Annotated in this window: 28 protein-coding genes and 1 pseudogene; 14 read left to right on the top strand and 15 right to left on the bottom strand. The window is 61.7% G+C overall.

Annotated features, from left to right (window positions below; all coding sequences use genetic code 11):
• Positions 1–138 precede the first annotated feature (138 nt).
• Positions 139–1,242, top strand: a complete 1,104-nt coding sequence (locus tag AB7951_RS02680; protein WP_439061948.1) for an NAD(P)/FAD-dependent oxidoreductase — start codon at positions 139–141, stop codon at positions 1,240–1,242.
• 168 nt (positions 1,243–1,410) lie between these two features.
• Here the strand turns inward: AB7951_RS02680 and AB7951_RS02675 are convergent, their stop codons facing one another.
• Positions 1,411–1,596: a YdcH family protein gene (locus AB7951_RS02675; RefSeq protein WP_068728781.1), complete on the bottom strand. Its 186-nt coding sequence runs from the start codon at positions 1,594–1,596 to the stop codon at positions 1,411–1,413.
• 249 nt (positions 1,597–1,845) lie between these two features.
• Here AB7951_RS02675 and AB7951_RS02670 point away from each other — a divergent pair, with 249 nt between their 5' ends.
• Positions 1,846–2,052 carry a YdcH family protein gene (locus AB7951_RS02670; RefSeq protein ID WP_068728782.1) on the top strand — a complete coding sequence of 69 codons (207 nt, stop codon included), beginning with the start codon at positions 1,846–1,848 and terminating at the stop codon, positions 2,050–2,052.
• Between the two features lie 425 nt (positions 2,053–2,477).
• Positions 2,478–2,729 (top strand): hypothetical protein, encoded by a 252-nt coding sequence (locus AB7951_RS02665; protein WP_439059854.1) that lies wholly within the window; start codon positions 2,478–2,480, stop codon positions 2,727–2,729.
• Positions 2,730–2,753: 24 nt separating this feature from the next.
• Here AB7951_RS02665 and AB7951_RS02660 read toward each other — a convergent pair.
• Positions 2,754–3,415, bottom strand: a pseudogene (locus AB7951_RS02660) (GGDEF domain-containing protein).
• Between AB7951_RS02660 and AB7951_RS02655 the strand changes: the two are divergent.
• The 3 genes from AB7951_RS02655 to AB7951_RS02645 are packed head-to-tail and all read left to right on the top strand — an operon-like array spanning position 3,366 to position 5,124.
• Positions 3,366–3,545 carry a hypothetical protein gene (locus tag AB7951_RS02655; protein ID WP_170849526.1) on the top strand — a complete coding sequence of 60 codons (180 nt, stop codon included), beginning with the start codon at positions 3,366–3,368 and terminating at the stop codon, positions 3,543–3,545. The pseudogene AB7951_RS02660 and the gene AB7951_RS02655 overlap by 50 nt on opposite strands.
• Entirely contained in the window at positions 3,542–4,030 is a 489-nt protein-coding gene (gene purE / locus AB7951_RS02650) for a 5-(carboxyamino)imidazole ribonucleotide mutase (RefSeq protein WP_068728790.1), read from the top strand. The genes AB7951_RS02655 and purE overlap by 4 nt, the downstream gene beginning before the upstream one ends.
• Before the next feature lie 8 nt (positions 4,031–4,038).
• Entirely contained in the window at positions 4,039–5,124 is a 1,086-nt protein-coding gene (locus AB7951_RS02645) for a 5-(carboxyamino)imidazole ribonucleotide synthase (RefSeq protein ID WP_256461239.1), read from the top strand.
• A 26-nt stretch (positions 5,125–5,150) separates the two neighbouring features.
• Here AB7951_RS02645 and aqpZ read toward each other — a convergent pair whose 3' ends face one another.
• Positions 5,151–5,873 carry an aquaporin Z gene (aqpZ, locus tag AB7951_RS02640; protein WP_120287132.1) on the bottom strand — a complete coding sequence of 241 codons (723 nt, stop codon included), beginning with the start codon at positions 5,871–5,873 and terminating at the stop codon, positions 5,151–5,153.
• A gap of 283 nt (positions 5,874–6,156) precedes the next feature.
• Between aqpZ and rpsU the strand changes: the two genes are divergently transcribed.
• Entirely contained in the window at positions 6,157–6,459 is a 303-nt protein-coding gene (gene rpsU, locus AB7951_RS02635) for a 30S ribosomal protein S21 (RefSeq protein WP_089265892.1), read from the top strand.
• 171 nt (positions 6,460–6,630) lie between these two features.
• Positions 6,631–7,290: a tetratricopeptide repeat protein gene (locus AB7951_RS02630; RefSeq protein ID WP_439061949.1), complete on the top strand. Its 660-nt coding sequence runs from the start codon at positions 6,631–6,633 to the stop codon at positions 7,288–7,290.
• Positions 7,291–7,375: 85 nt separating this feature from the next.
• Here the strand turns inward: AB7951_RS02630 and AB7951_RS02625 are convergent, their stop codons facing one another.
• The 3 genes from AB7951_RS02625 to AB7951_RS02615 all read right to left on the bottom strand — a co-directional run bounded on the left by AB7951_RS02625 (position 7,376) and on the right by AB7951_RS02615 (position 9,787).
• Entirely contained in the window at positions 7,376–8,212 is an 837-nt protein-coding gene (locus tag AB7951_RS02625) for a hypothetical protein (RefSeq protein ID WP_439061950.1), read from the bottom strand.
• 166 nt (positions 8,213–8,378) lie between these two features.
• Positions 8,379–8,666, bottom strand: a complete 288-nt coding sequence (locus tag AB7951_RS02620; protein ID WP_068730343.1) for a cupin domain-containing protein — start codon at positions 8,664–8,666, stop codon at positions 8,379–8,381.
• 20 nt (positions 8,667–8,686) lie between these two features.
• Positions 8,687–9,787 carry a calcium:proton antiporter gene (locus tag AB7951_RS02615; protein ID WP_120288005.1) on the bottom strand — a complete coding sequence of 367 codons (1,101 nt, stop codon included), beginning with the start codon at positions 9,785–9,787 and terminating at the stop codon, positions 8,687–8,689.
• 172 nt (positions 9,788–9,959) lie between these two features.
• Here AB7951_RS02615 and AB7951_RS02610 point away from each other — a divergent pair, with 172 nt between their 5' ends.
• The gene (locus AB7951_RS02610) at positions 9,960–10,352 is read left to right on the top strand and encodes a VOC family protein (protein ID WP_120287133.1); all 393 of its coding nucleotides are present in this window, start codon (positions 9,960–9,962) and stop codon (positions 10,350–10,352) included.
• A 62-nt stretch (positions 10,353–10,414) separates the two neighbouring features.
• On the opposite strand, the gene AB7951_RS02605 is transcribed toward AB7951_RS02610, so the two are convergent.
• The 9 genes from AB7951_RS02605 to AB7951_RS02565 all read right to left on the bottom strand — a co-directional run bounded on the left by AB7951_RS02605 (position 10,415) and on the right by AB7951_RS02565 (position 17,050).
• On the bottom strand, positions 10,415–11,818 hold the full coding sequence (locus AB7951_RS02605; protein WP_093757128.1) for an NAD(P)(+) transhydrogenase (Re/Si-specific) subunit beta: 1,404 nt from the start codon (positions 11,816–11,818) through the stop codon (positions 10,415–10,417).
• Positions 11,819–11,828: 10 nt separating this feature from the next.
• Entirely contained in the window at positions 11,829–12,143 is a 315-nt protein-coding gene (locus AB7951_RS02600) for a proton-translocating transhydrogenase family protein (RefSeq protein ID WP_089265888.1), read from the bottom strand.
• 11 nt (positions 12,144–12,154) lie between these two features.
• Positions 12,155–13,285, bottom strand: coding sequence for a Re/Si-specific NAD(P)(+) transhydrogenase subunit alpha (locus AB7951_RS02595; RefSeq protein ID WP_120287134.1), 1,131 nt, complete (start codon positions 13,283–13,285; stop codon positions 12,155–12,157).
• 82 nt (positions 13,286–13,367) lie between these two features.
• Positions 13,368–13,520: an aa3-type cytochrome c oxidase subunit IV gene (locus tag AB7951_RS02590; protein ID WP_089265886.1), complete on the bottom strand. Its 153-nt coding sequence runs from the start codon at positions 13,518–13,520 to the stop codon at positions 13,368–13,370.
• Positions 13,521–13,628: 108 nt separating this feature from the next.
• On the bottom strand, positions 13,629–14,021 hold the full coding sequence (locus tag AB7951_RS02585) for a type II toxin-antitoxin system death-on-curing family toxin (protein WP_120287135.1): 393 nt from the start codon (positions 14,019–14,021) through the stop codon (positions 13,629–13,631).
• Positions 14,018–14,278, bottom strand: a complete 261-nt coding sequence (locus AB7951_RS02580) for an AbrB/MazE/SpoVT family DNA-binding domain-containing protein (protein WP_120287136.1) — start codon at positions 14,276–14,278, stop codon at positions 14,018–14,020. The genes AB7951_RS02585 and AB7951_RS02580 overlap by 4 nt, the downstream gene beginning before the upstream one ends.
• A gap of 72 nt (positions 14,279–14,350) precedes the next feature.
• Positions 14,351–16,261, bottom strand: coding sequence for a M3 family oligoendopeptidase (locus tag AB7951_RS02575; protein ID WP_120287137.1), 1,911 nt, complete (start codon positions 16,259–16,261; stop codon positions 14,351–14,353).
• Positions 16,262–16,286: 25 nt separating this feature from the next.
• Entirely contained in the window at positions 16,287–16,724 is a 438-nt protein-coding gene (locus AB7951_RS02570) for a hypothetical protein (RefSeq protein ID WP_089265883.1), read from the bottom strand.
• The gene (locus tag AB7951_RS02565; protein WP_089265882.1) at positions 16,721–17,050 is read right to left on the bottom strand and encodes a helix-turn-helix domain-containing protein; all 330 of its coding nucleotides are present in this window, start codon (positions 17,048–17,050) and stop codon (positions 16,721–16,723) included. Before AB7951_RS02565 ends, AB7951_RS02570 begins: the two co-directional genes overlap by 4 nt.
• A 110-nt stretch (positions 17,051–17,160) precedes the next feature.
• Between AB7951_RS02565 and AB7951_RS02560 the strand changes: the two genes are divergently transcribed.
• The 5 genes from AB7951_RS02560 to AB7951_RS02540 all read left to right on the top strand — a co-directional run bounded on the left by AB7951_RS02560 (position 17,161) and on the right by AB7951_RS02540 (position 24,321).
• On the top strand, positions 17,161–17,502 hold the full coding sequence (locus AB7951_RS02560; protein WP_093757132.1) for a hypothetical protein: 342 nt from the start codon (positions 17,161–17,163) through the stop codon (positions 17,500–17,502).
• Positions 17,503–17,639: 137 nt separating this feature from the next.
• Complete coding sequence (locus AB7951_RS02555) at positions 17,640–18,293, top strand: TerC family protein (protein ID WP_093757133.1); 654 nt, start codon at positions 17,640–17,642, stop codon at positions 18,291–18,293.
• 62 nt (positions 18,294–18,355) lie between these two features.
• Positions 18,356–19,858, top strand: a complete 1,503-nt coding sequence (locus AB7951_RS02550; RefSeq protein ID WP_120287138.1) for a sigma-54-dependent transcriptional regulator — start codon at positions 18,356–18,358, stop codon at positions 19,856–19,858.
• Between the two features lie 314 nt (positions 19,859–20,172).
• Positions 20,173–22,362: a L,D-transpeptidase family protein gene (locus AB7951_RS02545; RefSeq protein WP_120287139.1), complete on the top strand. Its 2,190-nt coding sequence runs from the start codon at positions 20,173–20,175 to the stop codon at positions 22,360–22,362.
• 285 nt (positions 22,363–22,647) lie between these two features.
• Positions 22,648–24,321 carry a DUF882 domain-containing protein gene (locus AB7951_RS02540; RefSeq protein WP_199711964.1) on the top strand — a complete coding sequence of 558 codons (1,674 nt, stop codon included), beginning with the start codon at positions 22,648–22,650 and terminating at the stop codon, positions 24,319–24,321.
• Positions 24,322–24,456: the final 135 nt, after the last annotated feature.

Below are 24,456 nucleotides of genomic sequence, written 5' to 3'. Positions count from 1 at the left end.
GGTAAATGCGTATCGTCGCACCTGCAGAATGCGGCGAAATTTGGTGGTAATTAGCTGTGATGCTTAATGTTTTACTAATGCGCCACATGCGCAAGGTCGAACCGCAGCTGACCGGCGTAGCAAACTATCGGACGCGACATGGACAAGGTTGAATGCGTGGTAGTGGGCGCCGGCGTCGTGGGTCTTGCGATCGCCCGGCGACTGGCGGAAGCGGGACGCGAGGTCATCGTGCTGGAGGCTGCGGACGCGATCGGTACTGTGACCTCGTCGCGCAACAGCGAGGTCATCCATGCCGGCATCTATTATCCGGCCGGAAGCCTGATGGCACGGCTCTGCGTCGCTGGAAAACAGGCGCTCTATGATTATTGCCGGGATCGCGGCATCCCACATCGCAACTCCGGGAAACTGATCGTCGCCACACGGCCGGAGGAGATCTCCAAACTGGCGTCGATCAAAGCGCATGCCGAAGCCAATGGCGTTGCTGATCTCGAGCAATTATCCGGGACAGATGCACGGGCGCTGGAGCCGGCACTGGCTTGCGAAGCCGCGCTGTTGTCGCCCTCCACCGGAATCGTCGACAGCCACAGCTACATGTTGTCGCTGCGCGGTGAAGCGGAAGCCGCGGGCGCGGCCTTCGCATTCCTCGCTCCCCTGGAACGTGGCCGGGTCACCGCCGACGGTTTCGAACTGGATGTCGGCGGCGAAGCTCCGATGACACTAGCCTGCGACATGCTGATCAATTCCGCAGGCCTGTCCGCAACCGCGATCGCCCGCTTGCTCGACGGCATGCCGCTCGACCTCATACCGCCCGCTTATCTGGCAAAGGGCTGCTACTTCAGCTGCAATGCGAAAGCACCGTTCTCGCGGCTGATCTATCCCGTGCCGGAACCGGGCGGCCTCGGCGTGCATCTCACGCTCGATCTGGCCGGCCAGGCGCGTTTCGGCCCTGACGTTGAGTGGGTGGATCACATCGACTACACGGTCGATCCGGCACGCGGAGAGAGGTTCTATCCGGCTATCAGGCGCTACTGGCCAAGTCTGCCGGACGGCGCATTGATGCCAAGCTACTCCGGAATGCGGCCGAAGATCGTGCCGCCCGCAGTCGCGGTGCAGGATTTCATGATCCAGGGTGCCCAGACCCATGGCGTGCCGGGCCTTATCAACCTGTTCGGCATCGAGTCACCGGGGCTGACATCATCGCTGGCCATCGCGGACTACGTGGCTGAGATGGCGGGACATTGAACGCGAAAGGTTGCAGGCGAAGCGATCCAGGCCAACCGAATACTGGAGCTTCGTCGCAAACCTATCGCGGGATGAGGGGAAGACGTCATCGCACCTACGCGAAAGCAGTGACGTAGACGGCGATGTCGATGCTGTGATTTATCGTTCGCTGATCAGCGCAGCCGTTGATCAGTGCACCGTTTCGCTGGCCCCGTTTTTGAGACGCTGGATTTCGTCCCTGACCATCAGTTTTCGACGCTTGAGTTCGACGATGCGGAGATCGTCGGTAGACAGGTGCACGAGCGCTTCGTGCAATTCGCTTTCGAGAACTTTGTGCTTGCGTTCCAGTTCGACGAGATGCGCCTGTAGTGCCATTCGAAAACTCCTCGGTAGGATTGAACCTCAGGATACGTTCGGTTGGACGATGAATTCTACATGACAGTGGACATCTGTCGATGGGTATTGAAAAGTGTATTTTGAGTTTCGGGTATCGTCTGAAACGAATCGTGACCTAATTGCGCCGCAAAAACCTGGAACCGGACGGCTTGCGTGGTGCGCCTGCACCAGCGATAGTCACTCTAGAAATCTCTCGCAAATGACTTGCGAATCCAGTCAGCTAGAAACATGAACGACGACGAAGATCGCGAACTCCCGTTAGAACTCGCCCGATTGCAGCAGGAACATCGCGACCTCGACGCCGCTATCGATGCCTTGCAGCATTCGCCGGCACCCGATCTTTTGCGACTGCAACGGTTGAAGAAGAGGAAGCTTCAACTGAAAGACCGGATCTCCTTTATCGAAGACCAGATCACCCCGGATATTATTGCCTGAGACAACGCGTCGCGCTGTGGCTGTGGGTTAAAGAACGGCCAAGGCTGCGAACTCAACGCGCGATGATCGATGGATCGGCTTTCTTTAACTCGCGGCGAATGCTGCAGGCTGGGCGTTGAACTCGCCCGTCGTCAAAACCTTGCTTCGCGACGGCCGCCGCTCTTTTCGCGCGGCATCGTAGGCATGACAGCCAGACTTAATTCTGGCCAGCATCGCATTGTGGCGCGGTGAAAACTGCTGGGCGCCGCGAATTGATCGCCATGGCGCTCGCGCTGCCCGACGTGACGCTCGCACTGCGCAAGCGAGCCATTGCGGCCTAACAGGAGCGGAATGGGGCGACTGCAAACGAGGCGCTGTCGAAACTTGACAACAAGAACAAAATAAGAACATTCTTGCGCCGAGATCAATCGACTCGTGAGGGCACCATGGCCGATATCACCTATTATGTCGCGCTGCCCTTCCTGCAAGACGACTCTGGTTCGCCGGCCGCCGGTGCCGCCGAGGAATGTCAGAGCGCATCCGGCGCCATCCGCCGCGCCGAACTATTGTCCCGTGCGCCAGGTTCAATCGGCGCATTGGCCTTCAGCCGTACCGGCGATCCGATGATCGGCGAGTTCGGCGACGCCCAGGTGATCCGCGCCTTTGGCGAAGTGCCAAGCGACCTCAGCGCGTTGTAAGGCGCCAACGCCGGCGATGGCTAACTACACTTTCGCGCGTCGCGCGGTCTTGCGCACGTACATCGCCCTGTCGGCCTGAACCAACGCGGCTTCGCCATCGACATCGGGACCCAGCAGTGCGACGCCTGCAGAGGCGCCAGCCGACACGTTGATGTCGCGGAAGACGAAAGTGAGCTGGTCGATTGCGGCTTCCAAAACCTGCGCCTTGGCGCGCGCGTCGACTTCGCTGACATTCCACAGCAACAGCACGAACTCATCACCACCCAGCCGCCCGATCACGTCGGATGCGCGGACATGCCGCCGGAGCACGCCAACCACTGCCTTGAGCACGATGTCGCCGGCCGCGTGACCGAAGGCGTCGTTGATTGGCTTGAGGCGGTCGACATCGAGCACAATCAGTGCACCCGTCGCGCTATAGCGGGCGATGAAGGCCACGGCGCGGGGCAGCTCGCGGGCAAAGCCACGGCGGTTGAGAATGTCGAGCAGGAGTCGGTTCCGCCGAAGCTCGCAATTCGGCAATCTTCGCCTCGGCCTGTGTGAGTTGCGCTTCCAGCCGCCCGAATCGTCAGCGCGGCCGCCGGCGCGCGGCTTTTCGGCAGCGACACCAACGCCTTGGAACCGCGCAACGCCGGCTTCATGGAACGTTTGACCGACTTTGCAGCAGGCGTTCGGGTTTTCTTTTGCATGGGATTTGTTACAAGGCTTGCCAGTCTTCACCAAGACGAGATCATGTTTGCCACGCTCCTTGCCACGCAAGGGGACGACATTGTATTTCCAGCCTATCTTTCTGGATTCGCGAAAGAAAATACGGAATGACCGCGCCCGTCGCCATTATTATGGGAAGCCAGTCGGACTGGGAAACCATGCGCCACGCCGCCGAAACGCTGACAGCGCTCGGCGTATCCCATGAGGCTCGCATCGTCTCGGCCCACCGCACGCCGGACCGGCTGGTCGCATTCGCCAAGGGCGCCAAGGCAGCGGGCTTCCAGATCATCATCGCCGGTGCCGGCGGCGCTGCGCATTTGCCCGGCATGGCCGCGGCGCTGACGGAACTCCCGGTATTCGGCGTGCCCGTGGAATCTAAGGCGCTGTCCGGCGTCGACTCGCTTTATTCGATCGTACAGATGCCGGGCGGCGTGCCCGTCGGCACGCTGGCCATCGGCAAACCCGGCGCGATCAATGCGGCACTGCTCGCGGCGAGCGTGCTGGCGCTGCACGACACGGCACTGGCAACAAAGCTCGCCGCCTGGCGCAAGGCGCAGACCGATGCCGTGGCTGAAAAGCCGGAAGGTGCGGCGTGAGCGCTGTGGTGACGAAGGTTCTCAAGCCGGGCGATACGATCGGCATTCTCGGTGGCGGCCAGCTCGGTCGCATGTTGGCGATGTCCGCAGCACGCCTCGGCCTCCGCTGTCAGGTTTTTTCACCGGATCCGGATTCGCCGGCTTTCGATGTCGTGCAGAACGCGACATGCGCTGAATATGCGGATGTCGAGGCGCTCGAACTGTTCGCCAGTGATTGCGACGTCATCACCTACGAATTCGAGAACGTGCCGGCCGCCACCGCGATGATCCTCGACGCGCGGCGCCCGGTTCTGCCCGCACAGACAATCCTGCAGACCACGCAGGATCGTCTGGCCGAGAAGGATTTTGTAACGTCACTGGGTATCGGCACAGCCGGTTACGCAGGCGTTGCGAACGCTGGCGAGCTCCATGCAGCGGTCAAGAAGATCGGTCTGCCAGCTGTCATCAAGACGCGTCGCTTCGGTTATGACGGCAAGGGCCAGGCAATCATCCGCGAGGGTGACGATCTCGATCAGGTCTGGAAGGATCTCGGCACCAATTCCGCGATCCTTGAAGCCTTCGTGCCGTTCGAACGCGAGGTTTCGGTCATCGCTGCACGCGGCGCCGACGGTCACGTCGAATGTTTCGACGTCACCGAAAACGAGCACCGCGATCACATCCTGAAATTCTCCTATGCGCCCGCGCACATCTCTGACGCGCTTGCCGCGAAGGCACGCGAGATCGCCGAGAAGATCGGCACTGCGCTGGGCTATGTCGGCGTCTTTGCCGTCGAACTGTTTGTCGTGCCCGGTAAGGACAGCGCGACGCTTGTCGTGAACGAAATTGCGCCGCGCGTGCATAATTCCGGCCACTGGACGCTCGATGGCGCCTCAGTGTCGCAATTCGAACAGCACATCCGCGCCATCGCCGGCTGGCCGCTCGCCAAACCCGTCCGCCACGGCCAGGTCACCATGATCAACCTGATCGGCGACGACATTCTCGACTACGGCAAGTGGCTTACCGTCCCCGGCGCCACCGTGCATCTCTATGGCAAGGGCGCGCCGAAGCCCGGCCGCAAGATGGGCCACGTGGTTGAGGTGAAGCCGGCGACGTAACGACGCCGGCTTCACCGCCTCATTCGTCAGGTGGCCGCCTTGCCTTCCACTACGCCAGCGGGCTCGTCACTCAGCCAGCGATAGATCGCACCGCCGAGAACACCGCCAACCAGCGGTGCCACCCAGAACAGCCACAACTGTTGCAGTGCCCAGCCGCCGACAAACAATGCCGGCCCGGTGCTGCGCGCCGGATTCACCGACGTGTTGGTGACTGGAATGCTGACGAGGTGGATCATCACCAGCGCAAGCCCGATTGCCAGCGGCGCGAAGCCCGCAGGGGCCTTGCCGTGTGTGGAGCCCATGATGATGAACAGGAACATCATGGTCATCACCACCTCCATGATGAAGCCCGCCACCATGCTGTATTTGCCGGGCGAATGATCGCCGTAGCCGTTCGACGCAAAGCCCTTGGCAAGGTCGAAACCGGCAGCACCGCTGGCGATGACATACAACACGGCCGCACCTGCAACCGCACCGACGACCTGCGCAATCACATAAGGGAGAATCTGGCCGGCGGGAAAACGTCCACCTGCCGCAAGGCCCACGGTGACCGCAGGATTGAGATGGCAGCCCGAAACGTGGCCGATGGCATAGGCCATGGTCACGACGCTGAGGCCGAAGGCCAACGAGACGCCGACGAGACCGATACCGACCTGCGGAAATGCTGCCGCGATTACGGCACTGCCGCAGCCTGCAAATGTGAGCCAAAAGGTGCCGATCAGCTCGGCCGCGTATTTTTTCCCATTCATGATGCTCTCCGGTCGTAATCGGCGTCCCGGCTGAGTCGCCACGGGAATTATGCGTCCGTGCTCCAATACCTGTCGAGACAGGGAACCTGCCCTATCCCCACCCGGGAAAATTCGGAAAAAATACGTTATTTTCCCGGCCCCGAAGGTTAAAATGACGGCGCCGCAAGGTGGACATTCGCCATTTCATCTGGTACATCGGCGCCCTTGAGGTTAAGGGCATGGCCTTTGTCGGCCCTTCACTTTACCGAAATTCAAATCCGATCAATTGAAAAGAGGATGCCGCGTGCAGGTTCTCGTTCGCGATAATAACGTCGATCAGGCTCTCAAGGCGCTGAAGAAGAAGATGCAGCGCGAGGGTATTTTCCGCGAGATGAAGCTCCGCGGTCACTACGAGAAGCCCTCTGAGAAGAAGGCTCGCGAGAAGGCTGAGGCTGTGCGTCGCGCACGCAAGCTGGCTCGCAAGAAGCTGCAGCGCGAAGGCCTGCTGCCGATGAAGCCGAAGCCGGTGTTCGGCGCGGGTCCTGGCGCCGATCGTGGCGGCCGTCCCGGCGCTGGCGGCGCGGGCGCTCCGCGTCCGGCGCGCTAAGCGCACTTCATCCACCGAGTTTGATAACGCGGGCCAAAGCCCGCGTTATTTTTTTGCGCAGTTGCTTTTTTGCGCGAACTACTTCTTTGGCGCGCTGGTCTTGATCGGGTGCATTTTGCCCGATGTCGCGCTACCAATAGGTCATTGGTCGCTGCGTGAGATTGGCCCTGCATGGAATGTCCCGTCCGCGAGTCCCCGTCCCGCTTCGGCGCCCGCGGCCTTACCGCGATTGCCCTTATCGTTACGGGTCTGTGCGGCACCGGATGCTCGTTCAACCTGTCGTCACTAACACCAGGGTCCGACAAGGACGAACCGAAGACGACGGCTCTGGCGCCCCCGCCGCCCGCGAATTCCGGCAAGACCAATCCGCAGGATGCACAGATCCACGCTGCACGCGCGCAGGCGCTCGCACAATCCGGCAAACCCGATGACGCGCTGCTGGCCTTCAATCAGGCACTCGATCTCGATCCGCACAGTGCGCAGACCTTCTACCAACGCGGGCTGCTCTATCAGTCCGAGAAGAAATATGAATTTGCCATCGCGGATTTTACGTCGGCCAACGGCCTGACGCCGCAGCAGGCCGATCCCCTGCTCGGCCGCGCGCAATGCTATCTCGCACTCGGCAAAAACCAGGAAGCCGCAGCGGATCTCGACGAGGCTTCGCAGGTGGCACCGGGCAATGCGCAGGTCTGGCTGACCCGCGGTGCGACCTATGAGAAGCTTGGCGACAGGGCCAAGGCCGCAGACTCCTACAGCCGCGCTGTCGCACTGCGCCCGAAGGACGATGCCGCGCGGAGCGGCCTCGCCCGCATGGGTGGACGCGCGGGCTAGCTAAAGCTCGCAGGAGTCAGGCTGATACCAATACGACGTCGCCCTGCATGCGTGAGAGCGGAGCGCGGAAAATCCACCGTTTCCCTTACCGCTCGAACGGGCGCGGGATCACCGAATTGAACACCGACTTTGCCGCAGACAGCACGTCTTCGGCCACGTTGGTGCGCTCAGATCGCGGTGTGCCAGCAGCGTCCGCTTGCAGATCCATCGGCTGCGGCGTCGGGATGTCACCGGGCGGACGAATGCGACGTACTTCGGGGCGTTCGGCCTGCGAGGGCATGGGATCGAGCTTCTCGACGCTTGGCGTCGCCACCACGATCGGCGGTGGCAGCTGCTGCATCGACGGAGGGGAAACAGTCCGTGCGGCTTCCTGCGCCCGAGGCGCCTCCGGTGCACGCGGAGTCTCAGGCGCACGGGCAGCTTCCTGGGGTCGCGGCTCGCTGCGGTTCAGGCGCTCGATGGCAGCACGGGCGAGATCGTTGGCATCGCGGCGTTCATCCGCGCTGGCATTCGCCGCCGGCGCAGTGCCCACGGTGGCAAGGACGGGCGCAGGCGCGGCCGGAGCCGGCGCGGGTTTGACCGCTGCCTTCTCGCGCAATGCCGGCTGATGGCGGCGCGACTCGGGTGTCGTGGCCGCCTCGGGCTTTTCGATGCTGGCCTTCTCGACCACCGGCTTGTCGCCGGCCTTGGCCGGGACCGATTCGGGCAGATTGGCGAGGTCGGCAGAATTCTCGGCGGGCTTAGCTGTCGCTGCCTTGGTGTCAGGCTTCGGCTCCGCAGGCGTCGATGCAACAGCCGCAGCGGGGCGATCCGGGCTCGCCTTCGGGATGATGTAGTGATTGACGATATAGGCACCCACGATCGTCGCCAGAATCGACGGCAAGATATCGATGGTGAACTTCGAGAGATACTTGTGCAGCATGAACCGGCCTCTTCCCCAAGCTGCTTCATGCTAGGAATTTGAGGCTGATTCAGGGATCAATCGCGACGGATCGAAGGCAAAGTTCCAATCCGTCGCATTGAATTGTTTCAGGTGGTCCTCAGCAGGCTAAACACAATGAACCGGCAGCCGCTGGAGGCAGACAAGGTTAAGCTTTCTTAACCTCGACCTCGAGAAACACGATTTCCTTGTCGGTTTCATTCAGAACGTCATGCTCGACGCCTGCCTTGCGGAAATAGGATTTGCCGGTCGTGATCGGCGCCTGCGAGCGGGTGCCGTCCGGCGCAACGATGGTCATCACGCTCGTGGTGATCGGAACGATCACATAGTCCATCCCATGGGTGTGGTGACCAGTCGCCGCGCCAGGCGCGAGCCGCCATTCGGTGACGCGAACTTCGGGCGTGTCCTGCTGAACGTCGGACTGGGCAGCGAGCATCGTCTCATTCTCCAAAGTGGTCACGGCACAAACACCATGAAGATGAATACCGCAAACACCACCAAATGGACCAGCCCGAACAGGATGTTCGTGCGCCCGGTACCAAAGGTCAGCATGCTCAGCACGAAGGTCATCACCAGCAGCACCATCTTCTGCGCACTGAGACCGAGCACCAGTTCCTTGTTCAACGCATAGGCCGCCACCGCAACCGCAGGTATCGTCAGTCCGATAGTGGCGAGCGATGAGCCGAGTGCGAGGTTGATGCTCTTCTGCAGATCGTTGCCACGCGCGGCAGAAATAGCGGCGACGCTTTCCGGCAGCAAGATCAGCAGCGCCACGAGGATACCGGCAAAGGCTTCCGGCGCGCCGATCCGTTCAATGCCGGCATCCACCACCAGCGAGAATTTCTTCGCCAGCAGCACCACCGCCAGCAACGAGACCAGCAGCAAAACGGCGCTGACGACCAGCAGACGGTTGGAAACATGCCCGCCTGCGGCACCTTCGCCACTTCCGTCTGCGACGAAGTAATCCTGATGTCGGATGGTCTGTGTGTAGAGAAACACCGCATAGAGCATGATGGTGGCGACGCTGACAAAAGCGAGCTGTGCGTTCGAATAGAAAGGTCCCGGAGTGGTCAGGGTGTAATTCGGCAGGATCAGCGTGATCGTCGCCATCACAATCAGTACGCTGAGATAAATATTCGACCCCGTGACCTGAAAATCCTGCTCTCGGTAACGCAACCCTCCGACGAGGATGCAGATGCCAACCAACCCGTTGCAAACGATCATCACCACCGCGAAGACAGTATCGCGCGCCAGCGTCGGAACGGCCTTGTCACCCAGCATGATGGAGGCGATCAGCGCCACCTCGATAATGGTGACGGCCAGTGTCAGCAACAGCGTGCCGAACGGTTCGCCGATCTTGTGTGCGATGACTTCGGCATGATGCACGGCGGCGAACACCGTGCCAAACAAGATGACCAACAGAACAACCGCAAACACAATGCCAGCAGTCGTCTCCGTGAATCCGATCCCGAGCGAAGGAATTGACGTCGCGATAAAAAGCAGAACGGCCAACGTGGGGAAAATCCAGGACGATCTGGGCATGGGATGTGCTGACATCAAGCAAGTGTCCTGATTGAAAACGGGTTTGGCAGCAAGCGACACGCCGCTATTGCAGACCCACAAAACCGATTGCGCGGCGGGATCATGCCGTCTCGCCAAACTGCATATGATGCGTATAGTTGCGTATCACCTGAAGGTGAGTTTGCAAGAAACCGGGAGAGGAAGCGAGATGTTTTCACATGTCATGATCGGCACCAACGACCTCGAAGCCGCGAAGTCGTTTTATGACAAGCTGCTCGGCACGCTGGGCGTCCCGCCCGGCGCCGTCGATCGCCACCGGGTTTTCTGGCGGACCAAGACCGGTACTTTCTCGGTGTCGAAGCCGATCAATGGCGAGCCTGCTTGCGCTGCCAATGGCGGCACCATCGGCTTTCTCGCCAAATCGCAGGACGAAGCCGATGCCTGGCACGCCGCCGGCATCGCCAATGGCGCCACCACCTGCGAAGAGCCGCCCGGCATCCGCGAAGGTGGCGTGAAGCTCTATCTGGCCTATCTGCGCGACCCCGACGGCAACAAGCTGTGCGCGCTGTATCGCTTGCCGAAAGAGGATGCTGCGAGCTGACGTTCCAAACGGAAAACGCCCGGCTTGTAGCCGGGCGTTTTAACGAAGTCCGTAGGAGCGAGTTACATCGCCTTGACGATGTTCTCGGTCACCTTCTTCGCGTCGCCGAGCAGCATCATGGTGTTGTCCCGATAGAACAGCGGGTTGTCGATGCCGGCATAGCCGGACGCCAGCGAGCGCTTGATGAACATCACGGTGCCGGCCTTCCACACCTGCAGCACCGGCATGCCGTAGATCGGCGAGGTCTTGTCGTCTTCCGCCGCCGGATTGGTGACGTCGTTGGCGCCGATAACGAAGGCGATGTCAGCCTGCGCGAATTCCGAATTGATGTCCTCGAGTTCGAACACCTCATCATAAGGCACATTGGCTTCCGCCAGCAGCACGTTCATGTGGCCCGGCATACGGCCGGCCACCGGGTGAATGGCGTATTTCACCTCGACGCCTTCCTTCTTCAGCGTGTCGGCCATTTCGCGCAGCGCATGCTGGGCCTGCGCCACCGCCATGCCATAGCCGGGCACGATGATGACCTTCTGCGCGTTCTTCATGATAAAGGCTGCGTCGTCCGCCGAGCCGAGCTTGGCCGGCTTCTGCTCACCCGAGCCACCACCGGCTGCAGCGGTCTCGCCGCCGAAGCCGCCGAGGATGACCGAGATGAAGGAGCGGTTCATCGCGTGGCACATGATGTAGGACAGGATCGCGCCGGACGAGCCGACCAGCGCACCGGTGATGATCAGCGCCGAATTGCCCAGCGTAAAGCCGATGCCCGCAGCTGCCCAGCCGGAATAGGAGTTCAGCATCGAGATCACGACCGGCATGTCAGCGCCGCCGATCGGGATGATCAGCAGAGCGCCGAGCACCAGTGCGATGACGGTGATGAGCCAGAAATCCACGGCGCTGCCCGAGCGGACCAGACCGAAGATGAAGAACACCAGCGCCAGGCCGAGCGCGATATTGATGATGTGACGCGCCGGCAGGATGATCGGCGAGCCGCTCATGCGGCCGGAGAGCTTGGCGAACGCTATCACCGAGCCGGTGAAGGTCAGCGCGCCGATGGCGACGCCGAGCGACATTTCGACGAGGCTGGCGCCGACGATCTTCTTGGTCACCGGATCGAGAATGCCGAAGGCTTCCGGCGCATAGAACGCGCCGGCGGCAACCAGCACCGCGGCCATGCCGACCAGCGAGTGGAAGGCCGCGACCAGTTCGGGCATCGAGGTCATCGGCACGCGCTTGGCGATGACCGCGCCGATGCCGCCACCAATGGCGATACCGAGGATCACCAGGACCCAGCCGAGCCCATCGGCCGGCGGATGCGCGGCCAGCGTGGTGCCCACGGCGATGACCATGCCGGCCATACCGAGGAAATTGCCCTGGCGGCTGGACGCCGGGCTGGACAGCCCGCGCAGCGACAGGATGAAGAGGATGCCCGCGACGAGATAGAGCAGTGCGGCGAGATTGGCGTTCATCGGGCTGCCCTTACTTCTTTTTCTTCTGGTACATCGCAAGCATGCGCTGCGTGACCAGGAAGCCGCCGAAAATATTGACGCATGCAAAGATCAGCGCGACGAAGCCGAAGCCGCGCGCCAAGGCGCCGCCACTGCCGACCATGTTGACGCCGACCGCGAGCAGTGCGCCGACCACGATCACCGAAGAGATCGCATTGGTCACCGACATCAGCGGCGTATGCAGCGCGGGGGTCACCGACCACACCACGAAATAGCCGACGAACACGGCGAGCACGAAGATCGAGAGCTGAAAGACGAACGGGCTGACCAGCGAGGCATGATCCATGGCAGCGCTCCTTAAGCGGTCTTCGGCTGAAAGTTCGGATGAATGACGGCGCCGTCCTTGGTCAAGGCCGTTGCCTTGACCAGTTCGTCGTCCCAGTTCACCGCGAGCGCCTTGGTCTCTTTGTTGACCAACGTTTCGATGAACGAGAACAGATTGCGCGCATAGAGGCTCGACGCCGAGGCGGCGACGCGGCCGGCGACATTGGTATAACCAACGATCTTGATGCCGTTGACGTCAGCGACTTCGCCGGGCTTGGCGCCTTCGACATTGCCACCGCGTTCGACAGCGAGATCGACCAGCACCGAACCGGGCTTCATGGACGCCACCATCTCGGCGGTGACCAGACGCGGCGCCGGACGACCCGGGATCAGCGCCGTGGTGATGATGATGTCCTGCTTCTTGATGTGCTCGGCAGTGAGCGCGGCCTGCTTGGCCTGATATTCCTTGGACATTTCCTTGGCGTAGCCGCCGGCGGTCTGTGCGTTCTTGAACTCGTCGTCTTCCACCGCGAGGAATTTCGCGCCGAGGCTCTCGACCTGCTCTTTGGTGGCCGGGCGCACGTCTGTCGCGGTGACCACCGCGCCCAAGCGGCGCGCGGTCGCGATCGCCTGCAGGCCGGCGACGCCGACGCCCATCACGAACACCTTGGCGGCTGGAATGGTGCCGGCCGCGGTCATCATCATCGGGAAAGCGCGTCCGAAGCTTTCGGCTGCCTCGATGACGGCGCGGTAGCCGGCGAGGTTGGCCTGCGAGGACAGCACGTCCATCACCTGCGCACGGGTGATGCGCGGCATCAGTTCCATCGCGAAGGCCGACACGCCGGCATCGGCCATTGCCTTCAGTGCGGCGTCGTTGCCATAGGGGTCCATGATCGCGATCACCAGCGCACCGCGCTTGTAACCGGCGAGTTCGGACACCTCAGGACGCTTCACCTTGATGACGATGTCGGCATCCTTCACCGCATCGGCGCTGATGGTGGCGCCGACGGCCGTGTATTCCGAATCCGGCAGGCCGGACTTGATGCCGGCGCCAGGCTCAATCGCCACATCGACGCCGAGCGCCTTGAACTTCTTCACCGTGTCGGGCGAGATCGCCACGCGCGGTTCGGACGGATCGATTTCCTTGGCAACGGCAATCTTCATGGGGCCTCCGGCGGCGCAAGGCACGCGCGTGAGCAAATAGGACAGGACGCCACCCGAGTCGGGCGGCGCAATCGGCGATAGATCAGGTGAGGAAGATGCCCATCAGGGCCACGATGGCGATGACGCCGATGGTGCCCCACTTCACCAGCATGAGAAAGCCCTCATAGGTCTGCTCATGCGCCGGATAGTCGTTGCCATCGGCCGTGGTGTAAGCGACTTCGCTGTGATCGGACATCAGGGTCTCCCGCCTCGTATTTCGTATGTTGCCACGGAATTAGCGCAATTGGATATGGAGAGCAACGGTTGCTGGCATACCACGGCAATCTTTACATACCGCAGTGCGTCAGGCCGGCCAGTTGTCCCGAATCCAGCGCGTGAGCGATTGCTCGCTGACTTCGCCGGCAGCAAGGGCAAGGATGATCTCTGTAGCTTCGCCGGGATCTGGGGCGAACGAGATATCATTCATGCGCAAGAACACCATCATCGCATGAAAGGCGATGCGTTTGTTGCCATCAACGAACGCATGATTTTTGGCGAGACCGTATCCATAAGCTGCAGCAAGCGCCGCCATATCAGTCTCGCCGTAATGCCATTGATTGATCGGCCGTAGCACTGCCGACTCAAGGAGGCCGTGGTCCCGAACACCTTCGGGACCACCAAACATAGCAAGCTGTTCCGCGTGCATGTCGATTACTTCATCGACATCAAGCCACAATGGCTCGAATGTCGCGTTCATTTGGCCAGCGCGGCGAATGTATCCCTGTATTCGTGCATCACCTTGCGGGCGATTTCCATCGTCCGCGCATGCTTCGGATTGAAGGGAGACAGCCGCAAGCTTCCGTCTGGCTGTTCAACCGGATAGAATTTGTCGCCCTCCTTCAAATTGAGGCGCGCGAGCAATTCCTTCGGCAAAATCACTCCCACCGAATTACCAATTTTACGAATTTGAAGCGCCGTTGCCTCGAATTCGGGATTCCGGGCAGCTCCATTCATAGGTCCAACTCCCTGTTGTACGGAATGTATAACAGAAAGCTCGCGTACGTACAACAAATGTTTTACGTACGCCTACCCCATCGCTTCAAGCTCATCGATCATCCCGGCGATGACCGAGAGGCCGCCGTCCCAGAAGGTCGGGTCCTTGGCGTCGAGGCCGAAGGGCTTGAGCAATTCGGAATAGTGCTTGGTGCCTCCAGCGGCGAGCATCGCGAGGTAGCGATCCGCAAACCCTTCCTGGGCGTTCTCGTAGACCGCATAGAGCGAGTTCACCAAGCAATCGCCGAAGGCATAGGCATAGACGTAGAACGGCGAATGGATGAAGTGCGGGATGTACATCCAGAAGTTCTCGTAACCCGGCTTGATCTCGATCGCGGGCCCGAGGCTTTCGGTCTGCACGCTGAGCCAGAGTTCGCCGAGCCGCTGCGCCGTGAGTTCGCCGTGGCGACGCTCGGTGTGAACAGCGCGCTCGAATGAATAGAACGCGATCTGCCGCACCACCGTGTTGATCATGTCCTCGACCTTTCCCGCCAGCAGCGCCTGACGCTGCTTGGCGCTCTTGGTCTGCGACAGCAGCCGTTTGAAGGTCAGCATCTCGCCGAACACGCTGGCGGTTTCGGCCAGTGTCAGCGGCGTCGGCGCCATCAGCGCGCCATTGCGGGCGGCGAGCACCTGATGCACGCCGTGGCCGAGTTCATGGGCGAGCGTCATGACATCGCGCGGCTTGCCCTGATAGTTCATCAGCACATAGGGATGCGCCGACGGCGTGGTCGGATGCGAAAACGCGCCGGGCGCCTTGCCCGGCCGCACCGGCGCGTCGATCCACCGATCGGTGAAGAAGCGCCTGGCGATATTGGCCATGTCAGGTGAAAACGCGCCATAGGCGGTCAGCACCATGTCCTGCGCGTCCGACCATGGAATCGTGCCGGTCGGTGCGAATGGCAGCGGCGCGTTGCGGTCCCAATGGGCGAGCTTCTTCTTGCCGAACCAGCGCGCCTTCAATTGATAGTAGCGATGCGACAGCCGCGGATAGGCCGCGCGCACCGACGACACCAGTGCATCGACCACTTCGCGCTCGACGCGATTGTTGAGATGGCGGGAATCCGCAATATCCTGGAAACCGCGCCAGCGGTCGGAGATTTCCTTGTCCTTGGCCAGCGTGTTGGTGATCAGCGCAAAGGTGCGCTCATTGGCCTTGAAGGTTTTCGCCAGCGCTTGCCCGGCCGCCTTGCGCTTGGCCGGCGCGCGGTCCTGCAGCATGGTCAACGTTGGCTCGATCGCCAACTCCTTGCCGCCGAGCTTGAAGCGAAGCCCCGCGATTGTCTGATCAAACAGGCGGTTGAAGGCGCCATAACCGGTCTGGGACTTTTCGTGAAACAGCTGCTCGACGCGGTCTTCGAGCTGATAGGGCTTGTCCTTGCGGCTGTCTTCGATCCACGGCCGGTAGTGGCCAAGCTCGGGCGTCTGCATCGCCTGCTCGATCACGGCATCGTCGACACGATTGAGTTCGAGGCCGAAGAAGAGGAGATGCACCGACGCTGCAGTGATGCGCTCGGAGACGTCGCCGTAGAATTTCGAAATCGCAGGATCGACGCTGTCGCCGGCATGGACGAGACCGGCATAGGAGCCGAGCCGGCCGGCGAGATCGTCAATCGCCTCATAACGGCGAACAGCGCCCGCGAGCCACACGCCACCGCCGGGCTTGGCCGTCTCTTCCGCGAGCTTGCCCTTGTAATCAGCTTCGAATGCCGCGCATTCGGCGTCGATCTTGTCGAGATCCCCGGCAATCTCCGGCGCGTCGATCGCCGTGTAGAGATCCGCAAGATTCCATTCCGGCAGCTTGCCCCCCGGCGATTTGGCCGATGATTTCGACGCCAGCTTGCTCACCACTTTTTTGGCCGGAGCGGATTTGCGCGAAACAGTTTTGCGAGAAGCGGTCTTTCGAGAAGGCTTGGCAGTCCGAGCAGTCGCAGGTTTCGTCATGAATACTTTCGGTTGGATGCAGCCGTCACACGAAAGCAGCGAGCTGCGGAGCGAAATGGACAAGCAGTTCTTCGCCCTCGGTCATCAAGGGTTCGATCTCGTCATGAAGCATATGGCGAATCGTACACCACACCATGACAATCCGTGCGACAAGCCACCATCGCGTCCCGCGCAGCGCAGTGCGGGCATGCGCCGCCACCAGTGGCAGGCTGCGATGCTCGAACAACAGGCGCCCCGTACCGTCTTCGAGAATGTACTGGCCATCCACGCGCGATACGCACAATTCGCAGGCCTGCTCCGGCTGGGGTCCCAGCAGATAGAGCTGCGCATCGCCGTTCTCAGTGATGCCAGTCTCCCATTCGCGGCCGCGATGCCCGAGATTGATCGTGTCGGCAAGCGTTGCGAGCTCGGTCTCGCTCCACGCGCCCTGCAGCGGTTTGCGCTGAAATGCGATGACGTTCATTTGGGTGCTCCAAACAGCAGCCGGTGCAATTCCGGCTCGTAATAGACCAGCAAATGTTTTGCGAAGGCGGCCGGCTCCAGACCGAGCTGAATGGCCCATGCTTCCATCGTTTCGGTGGGCACCCGACTGAAGCCGTTCTCAACCTGCGAGATGAACGTGTAATATTTGAGACCAAGTTTTGCGGCGAGATCGACCTGCGACAATCCGGCTTCCGCTCGCCGCGCCTTCAGCCAATCCCCAGCCTGTTTTCGCAACTGCCGCGCTTCCGGCAAGGCTTTGCCGCGCTGCACTCCAGCGAAATCCTCTTGATTTTCGCCACGTTTCATGATTACGAAACTATCCAATATGAATTAAAGATCTGACGACTTCCTGTAGCACGACTATCGAGCTGCAAGAACGTTGCGGACGGGATGAAACGATACCCGACAGGACAACGATGGCCTTTACGGATCGCAACAGCATTGGCCGCAATTATGCGCCTCCTGCCCCTCACCGGGTCAAGGAGCTGTTTGCCGCAACCCTTTTGCTGGCGTTGACCGCGGCACTGGCCTTGCGCGCATTTGTCTCGCTCGATGCGCTGGCGCCGATGGTCGCCACCCTGCTATTCGCACTTGCAGCATTGATGGCCGGTGGCGCGCTGATTCCGCGGAACTTCGCGCGGCGCGCGACCTGGTTCGATGTCGCCGGTGTCCTGACCTTCATCGGGGTCGGCATCACCATTCTCATCGAGCCCGACCAGATGGTTCGGCTTGTCACCCTCTCGGATCAACCCGAGTAACGGATCGGATCAACCGCGGGATCAAACCCGCATGTTTTGCAAAGTACGACTTTTAACAAGCACGTCCTGGCCCGGGCCCCTCTGGCAGTTCACCCGAACTGTGATGTCGGACTGGACGTTCATACGGAGTGGCCCACATGACAGAGTTCTTCACCGCTGAAGCTATGACTGCACTTTTCCAGGTCGTGATGATCGATCTGGTTCTCGCCGGCGACAACGCCATCGTGATCGGCCTTGCGGCCGCCGGCCTTCCGAAAGAACAGCGCGGCAAAGCCATCCTGATCGGCATCATCGCCGCCACCATCCTGCGCATCGGCTTCGCCAGCATCACCGTTCAACTGCTGCAGATCATCGGTCTGCTTCTGGCCGGCGGCATCCTCTTGCTGTGGGTGTGCTGGAAGATGTGGCGCGAATTGCGCGCCGGGCATGAGCACGATCTCAACGAGCTTGAGAACCAGCTTAATGCCGACGGCACGGCCAACGGCCCGCGCAAGACGCTCGGCCAGGCGATCTGGCAGATCACCGTCGCCGATGTGTCGATGTCGCTGGACAACGTCCTCGCGGTCGCTGGTGCTGCGCGTGAGCACCCGAGCATCCTGATCTTCGGCCTGGTGCTGTCGATCGCGCTGATGGGTCTCGCCGCCTCCTTCATCGCCAAGCTGCTGCAGAAGCACCGCTGGATCGCCTATGTCGGCCTCGCCATCATTCTCTATGTAGCGGGTGACATGATCTATCGCGGTGCCCGCGAAGTCTGGCCCTATGCGACGGCTTACCTCGCCCCGGTGTTATGAAAGCATTAAGGCTTTGATCGCCATGGTGGCTCAAATCGGGACATACCCGCTCTGGAGTTGCCATGGCCGAACGAATCCTCATCGCAGATGACGACGCCGTCCAGCGCCGCCTCCTCGAAAACATGGTGCAGCGCTGCGGCTATGAGGCCATCACGGTCGATAGCGGCGACGCTGCCATGGCCCGGCTGATTGATCCCGAAGCGGCCGCCATCGACGCTCTGGTCCTCGACCTGATGATGCCCGGCCTTGACGGCATGGGCGTGCTCGACAAGATCCGCGATAGCGGCCTCAGCATCCCTGTCATCGTCCAGACCGCCCATGGCGGTATCGAGAATGTTGTGTCCGCCATGCGTGCCGGCGCGCATGATTTCGTCGTCAAACCTGTCGGCGTCGAACGTCTGCAGGTGAGCCTGCGCAATGCGCTCAATACCAGTGCGTTGAAAGGCGAATTGCAGCGCATCAGGCACAGCCGCGAAGGCAAGCTCACTTTTGCCGACATCGTCACCCGCAATGCCGGCATGGACGCCGTGCTGCGCACCGCACGCAAGGCGGCGACCTCCACGATCCCCGTGCTGATCGAAGGCGAGTCCGGCGTCGGCAAGGAATTGATCGCGCGCGCCATCCACGGCTCGGGCGAACGCAGCAGCAAGCCGTTCGTGGCCGTGAATTGCGGCGCCATTCCCGACAACCTCGTGGAGTCGATCCTGTTCGGCCACGAGAAGGGCGCCTTTACCGGCGCCACCGACCGGCATCTCGGCAAATTTGTCGAGGCTCACGGCGGCACGCTGTTTCTCGACGAAGTCGGCGAACTGCCGCTATCGGCGCAAGTGAAGCTGCTGCGCGCGCTTCAGGAAGGTTCGGTCGAGGCCGTGGGCGGGCGCAAGCCGGTCAAGGTCGATGTCCGCATCATCTCGGCCACCAACCGCAAGCTGCTCGATCTCGTCAAAGCCGGGCAATTCCGCGAAGACCTGTTCTACCGCCTGCATGTGTTGCCGCTGACGGTGCCACCGCTGCGGGCGCGCCGCGAGGACATTCCGTATCTGCTGCGGCATTTCCTGGCGCGCTTCTGCGCCGAGGAGAACAAACCAATTACCAGCATCGCCGGCGACGCCATGACGATGCTCACGCAGCTCGACTGGCCGGGCAATATCCGGCAGCTGGAAAACGCCGTCTACCGCGCCGTGGTGATGAGCGAAGGCGATCAACTCGGACTGGCCGACTTCCCGCAAACGACCGCGTACGCTCCATCGATCGTGGCATCGGCAGTCGCGCCGCTGATTGTAGACCCCGTCTTCCACACTATGGCGCCGACCATGGTACCGGGCATCGACGCAGCACCGATATCGCTCGCCGCTGGAAGCCTGTCCATGCTGACAGCCGAGAACGAGGTAAGGGCACTGGAAGAGCTCGAATCCGAGATCATCCGCTTTGCCATTGCGCACTATCGCGGCCAGATGTCGGAAGTGGCACGGCGCCTCAAAATCGGCCGGTCGACGCTCTACCGCAAGCTCGATGAGGCAGCGGAGAAAGATTCATCGATTGCGGATTCCGCACCGTCGAACTGAACTTCTCGCCTCCCACGCGATTGAACATGTTGTTGCGATCGCTATGGAACTTGAACCGTTGCGGTCTGGTGACACACAAAGTCAAAAGCATCGGTGAAACCTCGGTATGCGTTGCAAACCGGGGAGGTTGAGGTCAGTTTGTTGTGACTTGTCCGACAAGCGCTAGCGCTTGTGCCGGGCGCGTGTATCGTCTGCACATGAAGCGCTCTGAATCGGAGCGAGCAGGCAAAACAGCGCGACTGCTTCAACCGAAGCTGATGATGTCAGACTAGAACTGTTCCATGCCGGAACAGCTCACCTAACGAGGTGCGAGAATGCGAGACTATTCCAAGGGCCGCTCGGGATTCGACCGCGTGCTGATGGCCGTGGCCGCGACATTCCTGACGGTTTCCGCTGGCGCCGCAGCTGCTGCCCAGAGCGCAGCGCCCCGCGACAGTGTCTCCGAACTCGCCATCGATGCGGCGGTGCCGCGCCCCGAACCCGCCAATGTTGCCCCGCCGACCGCTGCCGACTTCAAGGCCGATGCACCAAAGGCCGAGACCACCGCGTCCGTGCCGGACGCGACCCGGACGTCCGAGAAAACCATCGGCTCGACCTCGATCGATACGCCAAAGGCAACCGAGGCCGCGCAAGCGCCTGCGGATGTGAAGCCGAGCGAGGCTGTAACCGGGCCCGCCGCTGCGACACCGCCGGCCGCGACTGCTGTGGCACCTCCTGCGCCCGCAGCCGAGCCGCCGAAGGATGTCGCCAAGGACATCGCCAAGCCCGCGACCACCGTTGCGTCCAGCGATCAGCCCGTCGCCGAGAAACTGCGCGATATGTTCGGCGCCAAGGCCACGCGCTATTTCGACCGCAAGGGCGAGCGCGCCGCGGTCGAGAAGTTCTACACCGCACGTGACTTCGCACCGATCTGGACGCAGGCTGGCGCAACGACTCCTGCCGCCAAGGGCGTCATTGCGCGCCTCAAGGACGCCGCTTCTGACGGCCTCGACGCCGCCGACTATCCGGTGCCGGATTTCACCGCGGCGAATACGCCCGATGCGCTCGCCGAGGCGGAGCTGAAGCTCACCGCCAGCATGCTCGACTATGCCCGCCAGGCACAGAGCGGCCGCATGCACTGGTCGCAGGTGACTGGCGACATCATGTATCCGGAGCATCCGACAGATCCGGCGGAAGTGCTCGCCAATATCTCGACCGCGAAGAACGCTTCGGCAGCCCTCGACGCCTACAACCCGCCGCACAAGGGCTATCAGGAGCTGAAGAAGAAGCTCGCTGAACTGCGCGGCGAAACCGCAACGCCAGTACAGCCGATCGGCGAGGGCCCGGCTCTGCGTTTCGCCAAGGCCACGAAGAAAAATCCGAACCCGACCGTGATGGACGACCCGCGCGTGCCGTTGCTGCGCGCGCGCCTCAATGTCGAGAGTCCGGCCGAGACCAAATACGACGCTGCCGTCGCCGAAGCCGTTCGCAAGTATCAGGCAAGCAACGATCTGAAGGCCACTGGCGTGCTGGACGAGGCCACCGTGCGCGCGATGAACTCGCCGAAGCGCGACCGCCACATCGATACGGTGCTGGTCAACATGGAGCGTTGGCGCTGGCTGCCACGCCAGCTCGGCGCGTCCGCAGTCGGCAATGCCTATGTGATGCTGAACATCCCGGACTATACGCTGAAAGTGATGCAGAACGGCGCGCAGGTCTGGACCACACGCGTCGTCGTCGGCAAGCCGGGCAATCACGCTACGCCGCTGATGACCGAAACGATGAAGTACATCACGGTCAACCCGACCTGGAACGTGCCGCCGTCCATCATCTACAACGAATACCTGCCCGCTCTGCAGCAGGACCCGACGGTGCTTGACCGCATGGGCCTGAAGCTGACGCGCAATTCCGACGGCAGCATCCACATTGCGCAGCCCCCCGGTGAAGCCAACGCGCTGGGCCGCATCCGCTTCAACTTCCCGAACAAGTTCCTCGTCTATCAGCACGATACACCAGACAAGAACCTATTCGGTCGCGACGAGCGCGCCTTCAGCCACGGCTGCATGCGCGTGCAGAATCCGGATCAATACGCCGCGACGCTGCTGAACATCACGATGCCGAACGAGCACTACACGCCGGAGAAGGTTCGCGGCATGTATGGCCGCAGCGAGATCGATCTGAAATTCCCGACGCCGATCCCGGTGAACATCACTTACCAGACAGCCTTCGTCGATGACGGTGGCAAGCTGCAGCTGCGCAAGGATATCTACGGACGCGACGCGCAGATGATGCAGTTGCTCCGCGGCGGCAAGAACAAGGATCTGGAACAGGTCGTCGCCCGGGCCCAGCCGAGCTATTCGCGCCCGCGCGCGGATATCCCGCAAGGCGTAGCCTTCAACGACAACGGCTCGCGCATGGCCAGCAATGGCGGCCTGTCCTTCTTCGAGCGCCTGTTCGGCGGCGGTGCCCCGGCACCTCAACCGGTGGCACCCGGCCAGAAGCCGCGCCGCACGGTAACCCGCTAAACTGCGACGTCGGCGCTAATATTCTGAAGACTTATCAAGGGCTTCACCTTCCGGTGGAGCCTTTTTTACGTTTCGCCCTTTATCCAGATTAACCATCGTCCATCTGGAACCCGGCAGCGGGCTATTTTTCGCCATACTCAATGGGTTAAGTTTAATGGCTGGCTGAAAAGCCCGCTTGGGGGGATGGGTTGTAAATCTCGGTTAACCCTCCCGTTTTAAGAGTACGTTCACTCTCTGTCGCCGCATGGGGTAGCGAGAGAGTTGTCGACTTGGGTGGGTTCATACGTGCTGAGCGGTTTCGCACGCAAAACGAGATTGCGGACATCGCGCGCTGGCTTTCATGCCGGCCTCGCGTCAGTTCTGCTGATGGCAGGCGCCAGCTCCGTCCATAACGCCACCGCTCTCGACGAAACCCGCACCCTCTCGTTCCACCACACCCATTCAGGCGAAGACCTCACCGTCACGTTCAAGCGCAACGGCCGCTATGACGACGACGGGATGAAGAAGATCAACTACTTCCTCCGCGACTGGCGCAGCCAGGACCAGACCAACATGGATCGTCGCCTGTTCGACATCCTCTGGGAGGTCTACCGCGACGTCGACGGCAAGGCGCCGATCCAGATTATCTCCGCCTATCGCTCTCCCACCACCAACGCCATGCTCCGCCGCCGCTCGTCCGGCGTCGCTCGCGCCAGCCAGCATATGCTCGGCCATGCGATGGACTTCTTCATTCCCGGCGTGGCGCTGGAAAAGATCCGCTTCGCCGGCCTGCGCCTGCAGCGCGGCGGCGTCGGCTTCTATCCGACCTCCGGCTCGCCTTTCGTACATCTCGACACCGGCAGCATCCGTCACTGGCCACGCATGACGCATGACCAGCTGGCGCGCGTCTTCCCCGACGGCCGCACCGTGCATCTCCCCACCGACGGCCGTCCATTGGCTGGCTATCAGCTGGCGATGGCTGAGATCGAGAAGCGCGGCGATGGCGATAGTGCAGCTTTTGCCAAGAGCAAGCCGGGTCTGTTCGCCTCGCTGTTCCGTGGTGGCAAGTCGAATGACGACGAAGACGAGAGCGCAGCAGCCGCGATCGCACCCGCCAAGCCATCGCCTGTTGGCATGATGGCCGCCGCGATGCCCGCGAAACCGGTCGATACGAAGCAGGCCGAAACGAAGTTGGCTGAAACGAAGCTGGCTGAGGCGAAGTCTTCGGACCCCGTTCCGATGCCGCGCTCCAAGCCGGCCGCAGCGGCAACCTATCAGCTCGCATCGGCTGACACCGAGACCGTTCCGGTACCGCGCCCGAAGGCACCGATTCCGGCGCCCGCGGCCAAGGCCGACAACCGGCCGCAGACGCCGGCCGATATTATCAATGCCCGCGGCTTCTGGGATGATATGCCGGCGCCGAAACAGGCCACGCCGCAGCAGGTCGCCGCGATCACCGCGCGCCAGGCCTTGGCTAATGTGGTCGATCCGCAGCCGGCCGCCACCGAGTCCAGCTTCGCCAAGGCCATGGCCTATGCGCCGCCGGCCAACTCGCCGGTTGACCGCGCCAATGTCGTCGCCGCCAGTGCACCAATCCCACGCAGCATGCGTCCGGCCTCCGTGGCTAAGAACCCGATGGCGGTGAATAACATCACGACCGTCGTCGCGAAGGGCGCTCAAGGCCAGAACAGCACCGTCACCGTAGCGACCCGCCTGACCGCAGCAGTCATTCCCGACAACCATGTCTGGATGCGCGCGATGATCCTCGCGCCGAGCGCCACCACGTCGATGTCAGCCTCAGTGATGGGCGACGGCGACATGACCATCCTGCGCGCACACTTCGTCAAGCCGCAGGCGGTGGTGGCGATGACTTTCTCGGATGATCCGCAGCTCGGTCTGGTCTGCGAGCGCTTCACCGGCTCGGCAACAGCCTCGCTTGCGACGACAGCATTTGTGATGCGCACGGCGTCGCTGCGTTAAGCGCGCGAATTTCTCAGACTACAATGGTGTCATGGCCGGGCTTGACCCGGCCATCCATCGCTATTTTTGGGCTAGATGGATACGCGGGTCGTTTAGCGCGAAGACGCGCTTCGCGCTTTTGCCCGCGTATGACAC

It is taken from the genome of Tardiphaga sp. 285_C5_N1_2, from assembly GCF_052076065.1.
GTDB lineage: Bacteria > Pseudomonadota > Alphaproteobacteria > Rhizobiales > Xanthobacteraceae > Tardiphaga > Tardiphaga robiniae.
The sequence above is the reverse complement of the archived record's forward strand: the minus strand, read 5'-3'. Positions and strand labels throughout refer to the sequence as shown.